This window comes from Streptomyces sp. CB01373, assembly GCF_002803075.1.
GTDB lineage: Bacteria > Actinomycetota > Actinomycetes > Streptomycetales > Streptomycetaceae > Streptomyces.
This window is the reverse complement of sequence record NZ_NNBK01000008.1, coordinates 133,981-147,315: the sequence shown is the minus strand read 5'-3', so window position 1 is coordinate 147,315 and position 13,335 is coordinate 133,981. Positions and strand designations below refer to the sequence as shown.

General features: G+C 73.8%; 12 protein-coding genes. 7 read left to right on the top strand and 5 right to left on the bottom strand.

Features of this window, described 5'->3' with window-relative positions:
- Positions 1 to 92: 92 nt before the first annotated feature.
- A complete protein-coding gene (locus CG719_RS14360; RefSeq protein WP_100569002.1) occupies positions 93 to 1,067 on the top strand; it encodes a hypothetical protein in 975 nt (324 codons plus the stop codon).
- An 82-nt stretch (positions 1,068 to 1,149) separates the two neighbouring features.
- Positions 1,150 to 1,797 carry an HAD family hydrolase gene (locus CG719_RS14355; protein ID WP_100569001.1) on the top strand — a complete coding sequence of 216 codons (648 nt, stop codon included), beginning with the start codon at positions 1,150 to 1,152 and terminating at the stop codon, positions 1,795 to 1,797.
- Here CG719_RS14355 and CG719_RS14350 read toward each other — a convergent pair.
- The gene (locus CG719_RS14350) at positions 1,773 to 2,027 is read right to left on the bottom strand and encodes a hypothetical protein (protein ID WP_100569000.1); all 255 of its coding nucleotides are present in this window, start codon (positions 2,025 to 2,027) and stop codon (positions 1,773 to 1,775) included. The two genes, CG719_RS14355 and CG719_RS14350, sit on opposite strands and share 25 nt — an antisense overlap.
- 325 nt (positions 2,028 to 2,352) lie before the next feature.
- Between CG719_RS14350 and CG719_RS37350 the strand changes: the two genes are divergently transcribed.
- Positions 2,353 to 2,736, top strand: coding sequence for a cold-shock protein (locus tag CG719_RS37350; protein WP_100568999.1), 384 nt, complete (start codon positions 2,353 to 2,355; stop codon positions 2,734 to 2,736).
- Positions 2,737 to 2,773: 37 nt separating this feature from the next.
- Here the strand turns inward: CG719_RS37350 and CG719_RS14340 are convergent, their stop codons facing one another.
- From CG719_RS14340 to CG719_RS14325, 4 genes are all read right to left on the bottom strand, one after another.
- The gene (locus tag CG719_RS14340) at positions 2,774 to 3,628 is read right to left on the bottom strand and encodes a 1,4-dihydroxy-6-naphthoate synthase (RefSeq protein ID WP_100568998.1); all 855 of its coding nucleotides are present in this window, start codon (positions 3,626 to 3,628) and stop codon (positions 2,774 to 2,776) included.
- Positions 3,618 to 4,382: a futalosine hydrolase gene (locus tag CG719_RS14335; RefSeq protein WP_100568997.1), complete on the bottom strand. Its 765-nt coding sequence runs from the start codon at positions 4,380 to 4,382 to the stop codon at positions 3,618 to 3,620. The genes CG719_RS14340 and CG719_RS14335 overlap by 11 nt, the downstream gene beginning before the upstream one ends.
- Positions 4,352 to 4,825, bottom strand: a complete 474-nt coding sequence (locus CG719_RS14330; RefSeq protein ID WP_100568996.1) for a DUF2771 domain-containing protein — start codon at positions 4,823 to 4,825, stop codon at positions 4,352 to 4,354. The genes CG719_RS14335 and CG719_RS14330 overlap by 31 nt, the downstream gene beginning before the upstream one ends.
- 82 nt (positions 4,826 to 4,907) lie before the next feature.
- A complete protein-coding gene (locus CG719_RS14325) occupies positions 4,908 to 6,341 on the bottom strand; it encodes an MFS transporter (protein WP_100568995.1) in 1,434 nt (477 codons plus the stop codon).
- 448 nt (positions 6,342 to 6,789) lie between these two features.
- Here CG719_RS14325 and CG719_RS14320 point away from each other — a divergent pair, with 448 nt between their 5' ends.
- The 4 genes from CG719_RS14320 to CG719_RS14305 all read left to right on the top strand — a co-directional run bounded on the left by CG719_RS14320 (position 6,790) and on the right by CG719_RS14305 (position 13,219).
- Positions 6,790 to 7,716 (top strand): DUF3027 domain-containing protein, encoded by a 927-nt coding sequence (locus CG719_RS14320; RefSeq protein WP_100568994.1) that lies wholly within the window; start codon positions 6,790 to 6,792, stop codon positions 7,714 to 7,716.
- 125 nt (positions 7,717 to 7,841) lie between these two features.
- On the top strand, positions 7,842 to 10,973 hold the full coding sequence (locus tag CG719_RS14315) for a sacsin N-terminal ATP-binding-like domain-containing protein (protein WP_100568993.1): 3,132 nt from the start codon (positions 7,842 to 7,844) through the stop codon (positions 10,971 to 10,973).
- A 137-nt stretch (positions 10,974 to 11,110) separates the two neighbouring features.
- Complete coding sequence (locus CG719_RS14310) at positions 11,111 to 12,298, top strand: amidohydrolase (protein WP_100568992.1); 1,188 nt, start codon at positions 11,111 to 11,113, stop codon at positions 12,296 to 12,298.
- A 162-nt stretch (positions 12,299 to 12,460) separates the two neighbouring features.
- Positions 12,461 to 13,219, top strand: a complete 759-nt coding sequence (locus CG719_RS14305) for a calcium-binding protein (RefSeq protein WP_100568991.1) — start codon at positions 12,461 to 12,463, stop codon at positions 13,217 to 13,219.
- Positions 13,220 to 13,335 lie beyond the last annotated feature (116 nt).

The window sequence follows — 13,335 nt, the reverse complement described above, 5'->3', positions numbered from 1 at the left end:
GCGCCCGGCCCCGTACTGCGGCACCGGGCACCGCGCGGGAGGCGGTAACGTCGTCCAACGGGGTCATAGGCCAGCCACCCCGGAGGGGCTTCGTGGGGATCGAGAGCGATCAGGTCGTCTACGAGTATCTGAGTCGCGTCGGGGACGTCGCTCAGCAACGCCAGTTGTCCTCGGCCACCCGGATGCGTCTGGTCGCGGAGTTGCGCAACGAGATCGACCGGCGCCGGGCCAAGGCCGCCGTGGACAGTCCCGCCGCCGTGCGCCGCATCCTCGACGGGCTCGGCAGCCCCGACGACGTCGTCGCGGCGGCGGGCAGCGGCGGCGGACCGGGGGCGGCGGCCCCGGCCGTGCCCGCGCAGCGTGAACCGGAGGCGGAGCAGGCGCGTTCGAAGGGGCTGCGCAAGGTCGTACCGCGGCCGCGTCCGCCGCGGACGGGCCCCGTGCCGTCCGACGGCCCTTCCCCGCCGCACCTGGCGACCGCCGACGAACTCGGCGGCCCGGCGAGCCGCTCCGAGTGGTGGGGCGTGGGGCAGGGGACGCCGGCGATGGCCGAGGAGGTACCCGGCTTCATGGGCGGGGTGGAGATCCCGGAGCTGCTCAAGCCCCCGCCGGCGAAGGAGCCCGCGCAGACGGAGCCGGCGCCGGAGGCCGGCGCCGCGGAGCCGGAGGAGGCGGCCGAGCCGGACGCGCCCGCCGGGCGCCGGCGCTTCGCGCTGCCCCCGTTGCTGACGGGCCGGAGCAATCCGCTGCTGCTGTTCGCGGCCGTACTGCTGGTGGTCGGCGCGGTCCTGGGCAACTGGTACGCCCTGCTGTTCGGTTGGGTCATCGCCTACGCCTCCCGCCGGCTGACCCCCACGGAGTCCAAGTGGGCCGTCGTCGGCATGCCCGGCCTGGCGCTCGCCTCGTGGGCGGTCTGGCTGTGGGGCCGTACCGACGACCGGTGGGGCACCCCGATCGCCGAGGGCCACATGAACGACGCGGTCGCCCAGACCTGGCCGTGGGTGGTCCGGGCCGCGGCCGTGCTGTCGGCGCTGTTCCTGGTGTGGCGCTCGCAGCGCCGGAAGTAGGTACGAGCACACCGCCGGAAGCAGGTGTACGTCACACGGGCCTGAGGTCTCGTGGCCGTGCCCCCTGGGCACAATGGCCCATATGACCTCTCACCCGCCGACCGTCGGTTTCGACCTCGACATGACCCTCATCGACTCCCGCCCCGGCATCCGCGCCTGCTACCTGGAGCTCTCCGCGCGGACGGGGACGTACATCGATGCCGACCTGGCGGTCACACGGCTCGGTCCGCCGCTCGCGGAGGAACTGGTCAACTGGTTCCCGGCGGAGCGGGTGGAGGAGGTGGGGGCCCTGTACCGGGAGCTGTACCCGGCGACAGCCGTCTCCGCCACACCCGCGCTGACCGGCGCCCGTGAGGCCATCGAGGCCGTGCGGCGGGCCGGCGGACGGGCGATCGTGGTCACCGCCAAGTACGAGCCGAACGCCAAGCTGCACCTGGAGCACCTCGGCATCGAGCCGGACGCGCTGATCGGCGGTCTGTGGGCCGAGCAGAAGGCCGAGGCGCTGCGCGAGTACGGCGCCCGGGTGTACGTCGGCGACCACGTCGGGGACGTGCGGGGCGCCCGGGCGGCCGGCGCCCTGTCGGTGGCGGTGGCCACCGGACCGTGCGACGAGGGGGAACTGCGGGCGGCGGGCGCGGACGTCGTGCTTCCGGATCTGACCGCGTTCCCGGACTGGCTCGTGGCCGGCGGCGCGCTGGTCAGCCGTCAACGGGAGTCGCCGCGCGCCTGACGGCGGCCCGCCGCGATCGACTGGAGCACGCCCGCGCCGGCGATCAGGAAGCCGACGCCCATGAGCATGCTCAGCCCGAACATGTAGGTCGGGAAGGGCTTCGCGCCGAGGAACAGCGGCGCCAGCGTCACCGCGGTGGCCACCGCGCCGACGAAGAAGACGATGGCACCCGCACGGACCAGCCGGTCACCGGCCGTGGGTTCGGAAGGGGTTCGGGTCTGGTCACGCACCTCACCAGGATAGGTCCTCACGGCGGAGCGGCCGCGGCCCCGGGACGTCCGCCGTCCGGTGCGCTTACTGTCCCGGTGTCGTCACTCTGCGCGAATTCGGGTTGCCGCGGCCGCCCCCTCATGTGCTGAGATATCCCCTGCCTCCCTCACCCGGGAGCGGGCGCGCCCACGTAGATCGGCCAGGTTCGGCCGACTGGAGTGGGCGGGCTCGACGGCGGGTAAAGAGCTGGGGAGGCTTCGGGACAACGGCAGGCACGAGCGAGCGCTATATAGCCTGACCTGCGGCAACTGTGGTTCGGCTGACCGGTGAGATGGGGTGCGTGCTTTGCCTACCGGCAAGGTCAAATGGTTCAACGCTGAGAAGGGCTTCGGCTTCCTCTCCCGCGACGACGGCGGCGACGTGTTCGTCCATTCCTCGGTGCTTCCGGGCGGAGTGGACACGCTCAAGCCGGGGCAGCGGGTGGAGTTCGGGGTGGTAGCCGGTCAGCGCGGTGACCAGGCCCTCTCCGTGACGCTCCTGGATCCGACCCCCTCGGTCGCCGCCGCCCAGCGCAAGAAGCCGGACGAGCTGGCGTCCATCGTGCAGGACCTGACCACCCTCCTGGAGGGGGTCGCGCAGACCCTGGAGCGCGGCCGCTACCCCGACAAGACGTCCGGCAAGAACGTCGCCGGGCTGCTGCGCGCGGTCGCCGACCAGCTGGACGTATGACCCGACGGGGTGGGGCAAGGCCAACAGGCCCACAGGGCTAGGGAAAAGCGAGCGCGTCCGGGCCGAGGGGCGGTACGAGTCCCTCGGCCGCGGCGCGCGTGAGCAGCCCGCGGACCGCCGCGTAGCCGTCCTCGCCGAGGCCGGCGGTGAACTCGTTGACGTACAGCCCGATGTGCTGGTCGGCGACGGCCGGGTCCATCTCCTGGGCGTGCTCCATGACGTACGGCCGGGAGACCTCCGGGTCGTCCCAGGCGGCGCGCACCGAGGCCCGGATCGAGTCGGCGAGCCCCGTCAGCGTCCGCTCGCCCAGCGACCGCTTGGCGATGATCGCGCCGAGCGGAATCGGCAGGCCGGTGGTGTGCTCCCAGTGCTCACCCATGTCGGCGAGCTTGTGCAGGTCGTAGTTCCGATAGGTGAAGCGCGCCTCGTGGATCACCAGACCGGCGTCGACCTTCCCGTCCCGCACGGCCGGCATGATCTCGTGGAACGGCATGACCACGATCTCGCCCACCCCGCCGGGGACCGTGTCCGCGGCCCACAGCCGGAACAGCAGGTACGCCGTCGACTTCTCGCTCGGCACCGCGACCGTGCGGCCGGTGAGATCGGCCCCCGGCTCCTTGGTGAGCACCAGGGGCCCGCAGCCCCGGCCCAGCGCGCCGCCGCACGGCAGCAGCGCGTACTCGCCGAGGACGTACGGCAGCACCGCGTAGGACACCTTCAGCACGTCCAGCTCGCCGCGCTCGGCCATGCCGTTGGTGACGTCGATGTCCGCGAAGGTGACGTCGAGCGCGGGCGCGCCGGGGACGCGGCCGTGGGCGAGCGCGTCGAAGACGAACGTGTCGTTGGGGCAGGGGGAGTAGGCGATCCGCAGTCGGCTGCTGTCAGGGCTCATGTGGGTTCCAACTCGTGAGGACGGGCGCCAGCTTCCCGAAGCCCTCGGTCAGGGCGGCCAGGGCGTCGCCGATGCGCCAGGCGGCGCGGTCGCGCGGGCCGACGGGGTTGGAGACCGCGCGTACCTCCAGCACCGGGACGCGGTGCGCGGCGGCCGCCTCGGCGACTCCGAACCCCTCCATGGCCTCGGCCAGGGCGCCCGGGTGGCGGGCGCGCAGGGCGTCGGCGCGGGCGGCGGTGCCGGTCACCGTGGAGACGGTCAGCACCGTGCCGGTACGGGCCGGGACGGCGGCCGCGATCGCCCGTACGAGTGCTTCGGGTGGACGGTGGGTGACGGTGCCGAAGCCGAGTTCGGTCACCGGCAGGAATCCCTCGCCGGTCTCGGCGCCCAGGTCGGCGGCGGTGATCTCGTCGGCGACGACGAGGGAGCCGACCGGCGCGTGGGGCGCGAAGCCGCCGGCGATACCGGCCGAGACGACGAGGTCGTAGGGGACGCCGCCGAGCGCGGCGGCGGTCAGGGCGGAGGCGGTCGCCGCGGCGGCGAGGGCGGGGCCGACACCGGCGGCGATCAGGTCGACGGCGGGCGGCCCGGGGAGCCGGTGCAGGGCCGCACCGGGCAGCGCCGGCAGCGGCTCCTCACGCCCGGGCCCGGCGAACGCCCGTGCCACCGCGTCCCGTTCGACGGGGACGGCGGTGGTGACGAGGACGCGTGGCGAGGACGTGGTCAGGAGTCCTTGGTCAGCTTGAAGGACCACAGACCTCGCACGTCCTTCTCGCCCTCCTTGATGGAGACCAGCGTCGAGTTGCCGCTGGCGCCGTACTGGGCGTTGAAGAAGACGCTGCCCGGGATGGTGCGGTAGGTCTTGGTGCTGGAGTCGGTCAGCGGCTGACCGTTCATCAGGATGGTCCAGCCCGTGTCCGCGATCTTCGGATCGACGCCGAAGCGGACGGTCTCGTCCGGGTCGACCTTGATCGTCTTGATGTCCTTGGACTTGAGGCACTTGGCCAGGTCGGCGGTCTTGAGCGCGTTGCCGTCGTTGTAGCAGTTGGCTTCAGAGCTCACCGAGGAGCTGCCGACGGTGAGCGTGGCCAGCGGGGTCGGCTTGGAACAGGCCGACAGTGCGAGCAGTCCCGCGGAAACGGCGCCGGCAGCGGCGACGGCGCGGCGGCGTCGCACGGCGGAATGCAGCGTGGTCATGGCCGAAGGCTATCGGGCGCGCCGGGCTCCCCGCCCACGCGGGGGTGCGACGTACCGTACTGCACTGCCCCGGTACGGCGCCTCACGCCACCCGGGGCCGCGTGGTGCCCCCGTGCCGGGCCGAGGCGAGCAGGCCGCGGACGGTGGGCAGCCAGCCGGCGGCCACGAGCCCGGCGCCCACCGACAGGCCCAGCACGCCGTTGAGCGGCAGCACGATGCCGATCGCCCCGCCGAGCACCCAGGCCACCTGGAGCAGTGTCTCGGAGCGGGCGAACGCCGAGGTCCGCACCGGTTCGGGCACGTCCCGCTGGATCAGTGCGTCCAGGGACAGCTTGGCCAGCGCCTGCCCGAAGCCGGCGATCGCGGCCAGGCAGGCCACCAGGAACGCGCCGAAGAAGACCGCGGCCGTGACCGCCGCGCCCAGGACGATGGCGACGACGGTCACGATGATGATCTCGGGCGCGCGCGATCTCAGCCAGGCCCCGACCGCCGTGCCCAGCGCGTTGCCCGCGCCCGCCGCGACGCCCACGATGCCCAGCGAGACCGCCGCGCTCTCGCCGGTCAGCGGGTGCTCACGGAGCAGGAAGGCGAGGAAGAAGATCAGGAATCCGGACAGGCAGCGCAGGGCTGCGTTCGCGGCGAGGGCGTGGGTGACGGCCGTGCCGACGGTGCGCAGGCCGGGGCGCTTCAGCGGCTTTCGGCGCGGGCCGCGCAGATGCTGCTCGTCCGCGGCGAGCAGCGCCCGGTCCTCGCCCTTGGCCGAGTCGACCTTCGGGGGCAGGGCGAACGACAGGAACGTTCCCGCGACGAAGATCACGAAGGCGCCGTAGAGCGGCCAGCGCGGGCCGAGGGTCTGGAGGCCCGCGCCGATGGGGGCGGCCACGCCGGTCGCGAGCAGCCCGCCGAGGGTGACCCGCGAGTTCGCCTTGACCAGGGAGAAGCGGGGTGGCATCAGCCGGGGTACGACGGCGCTCCTGACCACGCCGTACGCCTTCGAGGCGACCAGCACGCCCAGCGCGGCCGGGTACAGCTCCAGGCTGCCGCTGGCGGCGGCGCCCGCGATGATCAGGGCGAGCAGGGCGCGGGCCAGCATCGCGGCGGCCATCGCGGCGCGGCGGCCGTGCGGGAGGCGGTCGAGGAGGGGACCGATCACGGGCGCGAGGACCGTGAAGGGCGCCATGGTGATGGCGAGGTACAGCGCGACGCGGCCGCGGGCCTCGTCGGTGGGAACGGAGAAGAAGACGGTGGAGGCGAGCGCCACGGTGATCATGACGTCGCCGGCGCCGTTCACCGCGTGCAGTTCGATCAGCCTGCCGAGCCCGGACTCGCCGGCGCCGTGGGCGTTGGTCGCCCTGCGGATGCCGCGGACCGTTCCGGTCACGGGCAGGTGCAGGGCACGCCCGACCGCGCGGACGGACTCGCCGAACCGGCCCGAACCGCTGCCCCGGCTGCTCCCCTTGACCCCCTTGTCCCCACCGACGCCGGTGGTTCCCGGGGGCGTCCTCGCGGCTGCCACCCCGTCATACTGCCCCGGAAAGGGCACGGGTAGCGCCATGGCGGCGCGGATGCGACCAACCAGACACCCCGAACCCACCCACCCGGCCCCGGCACACACGGCGGCGCTCGCGGCGGCGGGACCGTCCCGAACGCGGCGGGGCCGCGTTCGCGGTGGTGGGTTCTCCGCGGGGTTCGGCGGGGGGCGACGGCGGTGGGAAAGTTCCGGTGCGGCGCGGTGAAGACAACGTCGGTGTAGGCCGAGCGGCGACGAGAAGGTAGCGTGCGTAGCGCGCCGTGGCGAACGTTCTCGACCGCGCGCCTTACGGGCATACCGCAGAATGGATGACGTAGGTGCGCCCGAGCGCGATCGGGCGCGGACGTCGACGCGGTCCCAGGGTCCGCTCCGTCCGCCCCGCCGCCTTCAGGCCGGCGCACCCGAGAGACGGCGTAGGAGAGAAGCGATACCTGTGAGCGCAGCGACCACGCGAAGCCGCACCCCCGACCGCCTGTGCGCCGAGGCCGTCGACCTCGCCCGGGCCGCGGCCGAGGAGGCGGCCGCGCCCGGTGTCGTCGGCGAGCACGCGGGAGTGCTCTCCGAGGGCGACCGGGTCGTCACGCACTTCTTCGAGTGCAAGGAGTTCGGGTACCGGGGCTGGCGCTGGGCCGTCACCGTGGCCCGCGCCTCACGCGCCAAGATCGTCACCCTGGACGAGGTCGTCCTGCTCCCCGGCCCGGAGGCGCTGCTCGCCCCCGAGTGGGTGCCGTGGAGCGAGCGCCTGCGCCCGGGCGACATGGGCCCCGGCGACCTGCTGCCCACCGACGCCGAGGACCTCCGCCTGGAACCCGGCTACTCCGGCGAGGACGAGCCCGCGCCGAACGCCGCCGTCTCCGGGGAGATGGCCGAGCTGGCGGAGGCGGAGGACGCCGAGGTCACGGCGGGTCCGCCGAGCAACCTCCCCACCGCGCCGTCCCGCGGTTCGATCTCCGCGCTCGCCGAGGAACTGGGCATGCGCCGCGCCCGGGTCCTGTCCCGCTACGGCCTGCATGTCGCCGCCGACCGCTGGGAGGAGGGCTTCGGCGCGAAGACCCCGATGGCCCAGGCGGCCCCGGCGGCCTGCGTGAGCTGCGGCTTCCTGGTGCCGATCGGCGGTTTGCTCGGCCAGGCCTTCGGCGTGTGCGCGAACGAGTTCTCCCCGGCCGACGGCCGCATGGTCTCCCTGACGTACGGCTGCGGCGGGCACTCCGAGGCCGCGGTGATGCCCAAGCCTCCGCAGCCGCCCCCGCCGGTGATCGACGAGACGCGCGTGGACCCCTTCCCGCTGCGTCCGGCCGAGGACTCCGGCTCGGTTCCGGTGACCGGGGACGACGAGACCGCCGAGCTGGGGCACTCCTAGGACGGGCAGGACAGGCAGGCCCCGGTCTGCCCCGTGACCGGTCTTGACCGGTCCGGCCGTCCGCCGGGCGAATGGCCTCTCCCGTGCGCGGTACCTTCGTCGTCACGCCGATGAGGAGAGTGAACGTGAGCATGTTGGTGCAGCCGTCCGCCGGAGGGGATCCGTTCGGGACCGCGCGCCTGCGCCGCGGCGTGCTGGACGCCTGGGCCACCAGCCCGGCCCGATTCCGTGAGGACGCCAACGCGGAGGAGGACCTCGTCCTCGGCGGCTACCGGGACCGGCTCGTCGTCGAGCTGGCGCAGAACGCCGCCGACGCCGCCGCCCGCGCGGACGTGCCCGGCCGGCTGCGGCTCACCCTGCGCGACGGCGTGCTGCTCGCCGCCAACACCGGCGCCCCGCTCGACGCGGCCGGTGTGGAGTCGCTGGCCACGCTCCGGGCCTCCGCCAAGCGCGACGACGCCCGCGACCGCGCCGTCGGCCGCTTCGGCGTCGGCTTCGCCGCCGTCCTCGCCGTCACCGACGAGCCCGCCGTCGTCGGCCGGCACGGCGGTGTCCGGTGGTCGCTGGCCGAGGCCCGCGCGCTCGCCGAGGAGACCGCACGGCACAGCCCCGGCCTCGGCGACGAGATCCGCCGCCGCGAAGGACACGTACCGCTGCTGCGGCTGCCGTTCGCCGCCGAGGGCACCGCGCCCGGCCCCTACGACACGGTCGTCATCCTGCGCCTGCGCGACGCGGCCGCCGCCGACCTCGCCGAACGCCTCCTGCACGCCGTCGACGACGCCCTGCTCCTCGCCCTGCCCGGGCTCGAGGAGGTCGTGGTCGAGATCGGCGACGCCGCACCGCGCACCCTGCGCCGCCGCACCCAGGGCGCCCTGACCGTCGTGGAGGACACCCGCGAGGGCACGACCCGCTGGCGCACCGCGGGCGCGCACGGACCGCTCACGCCCGAACTCCTCGCCGACCGCCCGGTGGAGGAGCGCCTGCGCCCGCACTGGTCGGTCACCTGGGCCGTCCCGGTGGACGCCGACGGCGGCCCGGCCCGCCCCCGCACCAGCCCCGTCGTGCACGCGCCCACCCCCAGCGAGGAACCCCTCGGCGTGCCGGCCCTGCTCATCGCCTCGTTCCCGCTGGACAGCACACGCCGCCACACCGCGCCCGGCCCGCTCACCGACTTCCTCGTGCAGCGCGCGGCCGACGCCTACGCCGAACTCCTCGCCGGCTGGCGGCCGGTGGCCGAGGGCGTCATCGGCCTCGTGCCGGGACCCCTGGGCAAGGGCGAACTGGACGGCGCGCTGCGGCAGGCCGTCCTCGACCGGCTGCCGCGCACCTCCTTCCTGCCGCCCGCGGCCGTGGCCGCCGCCCATCAGGACGACGACTCCGACCTGCCCGAAACCCTCCGCCCCCGGGACGCCGAGGTGGTCGAGGGCGCCGGCGCCGGCACCGTGCGCGTCCTCGCCGAGGTGCTGCCCACCCTGCTGCCCGCCGGACTCGAACGGCGCGTGGAACTGCGCACGCTGGGCGTGGCCCGCCTGCCGCTGACCGACGCCGTCGACCGGCTGGCCGGCCTGGAGAAGGAGCCAGGCTGGTGGAGGAGCCTGTACGACAGCCTCGCGGGCGTCGACCCCGACCGGCTCTCCGGGCTGCCCGTGCCGCTGGCCGACAGCCGTACCACCATCGGGCCCCGGCAGGTCCTGCTGCCCGTCGCCGGCGCCGCCCTCGCCGACCCGGAGCTGCTGGCCCGGCTCGGACTGAAGGTCGCCCACCCGGACGCCGTCCATCCCCTGCTGGAGAAGCTCGGCGCCCTGCCCGCGACGCCGCGTGCCGTGCTCACCACCCCGCAGGTGCGGGCCGCCGTCGCCGCCTCCCTCGACGAGGACACCGGTGGATGGGACGAGGACACCCCGGACGCCGAGGAACTCGCCGAGACCGTCCTCGCGTTGGTCCGGGACGCCGGACTCGAACCCGGTGACGAGCCCTGGCTGGGCGCGCTCGCCCTGCCCGACGAGGACGGCGAACTCGCCCCGGCGGGCGAACTCGTCCTGCCCGGAGGCCCGTTCGCCCGCCTCATGCGCGAGGGTGAACTCCCCGCCGTGGACGCCGAGCTGGCCGGGAAGTGGGGAGAACAGCCCCTCGCCGCGTGCGGTGTGCTCGCCAACTTCGCCCTGGTCCGGGCCACGGACGTCGTCCTCGACCCGGACGAACTCGACCCGCGCGAAGGGGACTTCCCCGAACCGGACGACCCCGGGCTGCTCGACGCGGTCGACGTGTGGTGCGAGGACCTGCTCGACCGGTTCCCGGACACCCCCGTGCCGCCGGTCGCCACCGAGATCGTCGCCGTGCGCGACCTGGACCTCGTCGACGACGACCAGTGGCCCCGGGCGCTCGCGCTGCTGGCCCAGCCGCCGCTCAGGGACGCGCTCACCCAGCCGGTGCGGATCCTGCTGCCCGACGGCACCCACGAGATCGTCCGGCCGTACACCGCGTGGTGGCTGCGCGGGCACCCGGTGCTCGGCGGGCGCCGTCCGGCCGGTCTGCGCGCCGCCGGCTCCGACCCGCTGCTGCGCGGACTGTACGAGGAGGCCGACGCCTCCGGCTTCGACGACGAACAGGTGCTGCGGGCGCTCGGCGTGCGTACGAGCGTCGCCGCGCTGCTCGAGGAACCGGGCGGTGCCGCGGAGCTGCTGGAACGGCTCGCCGATCCCGAGCGACCCGTCGCGCCCGCCCAACTGCACGCCCTGTACGGCGCGCTGGCCGAACTCGACCCGGAACAGGTGACCCTGCCGGACGAGGTGCGGGCCGTGGTCGACGGCCGGGTGGAGGTCGTGGACGCCGCCGACGCCGTGGTGTGCGACTCGCCCGACCTGCTGCCGCTCACCGGGGGCGTCCCGCTGCTGCCCGTACGGCCCGCGCTGGCCGCCGACTTGGCCGAGCTGTTCCAGGTGCGGCGGCTGAGCGAGTCCGTCACCGGCGAGGTCGACTCCGAGGGCGCCGAGCACGACGTGCCGGAGCCGCTCCGGATCCTGCTCGGAGCGCGCACCCCCCGCACCTACGTCGAGCACGAGGAACTGGTCGTCGACGGCACCGGGCTGGACTGGCGTCTCACCTCCGACGGCGTCCTGCACGCGGCCACCCTGGAGGGCGTGGCCGCCGGCCTCGCCTGGGCGTCGGGCCAGTGGCCGCGCCGCTTCGAGGTCGCGGCACTCCTGGAGGACCCGTCCCGGACGGAGGAACTGGCACGGGATCGCTGGTTCGACTGAACCTGTATACCAAATAGCCGCCGTCTCGCGGGGCGCTGGATCAGGGCGCCCCAAGGGCAGCCGACGTGCGATCGCCGCGCACGGCGAGCTGTCTTGGCGTGAGTCCGACGTACGGCCTTCCGGTATACCATTCCGGCATGGCTGATCTGACTCTGACCAATGTCCGCCCCTGGGGCATGGCGGCCGTCGACATCGTCGTCTCCGACGGGAAGATCCGCGATCTGGTGCCCGCCGGTGCCGCGGGCGAGCCCGGTGAGCGTGTGGACGGCGGAGGACTGCTCGCCCTGCCCGGCTTCATCAACGCGCACGCCCATGTGGACAAGAGCTGGTGGGGCCGCCCATGGGTGTCGTACGGCGGCGAGTCCACCATCGCGGGACGCATCGCGCACGAGCGGGCCGAGCGGGACGCGCTCGGCATTCCCGGCGTGGACAACAGCCTCACGGTGCTGAGGGAGTTCCTGCGGCACGGCGTCACCGCGGTGCGCAGCCACGTCGACGTCGACCTGGGAATCGGCCTGCGGGGGATCGACGCCGTCCGCGGGGCGGCGGAGGCGCTCGGCGGCGCGATCGAGGTGGAGATCGTCGCGTTCCCGCAGGACGGGGTGATCCGCCGGCCCGGCGTCCTGGACCTGCTGGACCAGGCGGCGGCGCACGGGGCGACCAGTATCGGCGGACTCGACCCGGCGGCGATCGACCGCGACCCGGTGAAGCAGCTCGACGGGCTGTTCGAGATCGCCGAGCGGCGCGGGGTCGGTGTCGACATCCACCTGCACGACGGTGGTGAGCTGGGCGCCTTCCAGTTCGAGCTCATCGCCGAGCGCACCCGTCGCGCGGGGCTGCGCGGGAAGGTCAACGTCTCCCACGGCTTCGCCCTCGGGGAACTGCCGGCGGGCCGGCAGGCCGACCTGCTCGACGAACTGGCCGAGGCCGGCGTCTCCTGGTCGACGGTCGCGCCGGTGGGCACGGCGCCGCTGCCCTGGCGCGGGATGCGGGACCGGGGGATGCCGGTGGGTCTGGGCACCGACGGGATCCGCGACCTGTGGTCGCCGTTCGGTGACGGCGATCTGCTGCGCGTGGCCCTGGACTTCGCGCGGCTCCACGACCTGCGGACCGACGAGGACCTCGGCTACGCGGTGGAACTCGCCACCACCCGCGCGGCGGGCTTCGTGCACCGGGGCGTCCACGACCTCGCGGCAGGCGCCCGCGCGGACATCGTGCTGGTCGACGCCGAGAACGTGCAGGACGCCCTGATGCGGTCCCCTCGGCGCGAACTCGTGATGTCCGGCGGACGAGTGGTGGCCCGCAACGGCGAGCTGCTGGTCTAGGCGGCCCCGTCTTCACGCATCCTCCGCACATCCGTCATCAGTCGTACAACCTTTCACTTCCGTCCCCGGTCATGTCAGTGGAGTCAGCAGGCTCCTCGGACATGGACCGGGCGCACGGTGTCGAGCCGCGGCGGCCCGGCCTCCTGAACGTGGGGACAACACATGCGCATTCGTGCTTCAGCCGCCGTCGTGACCGGCGCGCTGGCCCTGTCCGCTCTCGCCGTCCCGGCCGCGCAGGCCGACGGCGGGTTCGGCGACGTCAAGATCACCAAGGTCGTCGTCGACGGCGACAACAAGGTGGCCATCTCGACGTCCGGGCTGAAGACGATCAAGGTCAGCGTCACGGCGACGGACAACTCGGGCATCAAGCGGGCCGACTCGTTCACGCTGGAGGGCCCCGGCTTCGGATTCGCCACGAGCAGCAAGCCGACCTGCACCGTCGTCAACGCCACCACCTCGACCTGCACCGGCTCGGTGAAGGTCGACCCGAAGGTCGACTACCTCAGCAACAAGAACGCCGGCCGCTGGTACGTCGACGCGTGGATCGACGCCAACGACGGGGACTACATCTGGAAGGAGAAGGCCGGCTCCTTCCTCTTCCAGCGCGCCGCCAAGCTGACCACCGGCGCCACGCCCAAGCCGGTGAAGAAGGGCAAGACCATAACGGTCACGGGCGCGCTCACCCGGGCCAACTGGGAGACGCTGAAGTACGGCGGCTACGCCTCCCAGGCGGTGAAGCTTCAGTTCAAGAAGAAGGGCTCCAGCACCTACACGACGCTGAAGACCGTCAAGACGGACTCCAAGGGCGGGCTGAAGACCACGACCAAGGCCACGGCCACCGGCTACTACCGCTACTCGTTCGCGGGGAACTCGGCCACCTCGGCGGTCGACGCCAAGGCCGACCTCGTCAGCGTGAAGTAGGCGGCACCGGTTCTGCCCCGGCGGCGGCCGGTCGCGGCCGTCGCCCGGGCGGGCACGGAAAATCCAGATTTCCGTGCAACCTTCTCCACGGGTCGGGGATCTGATCATGTGAGTCA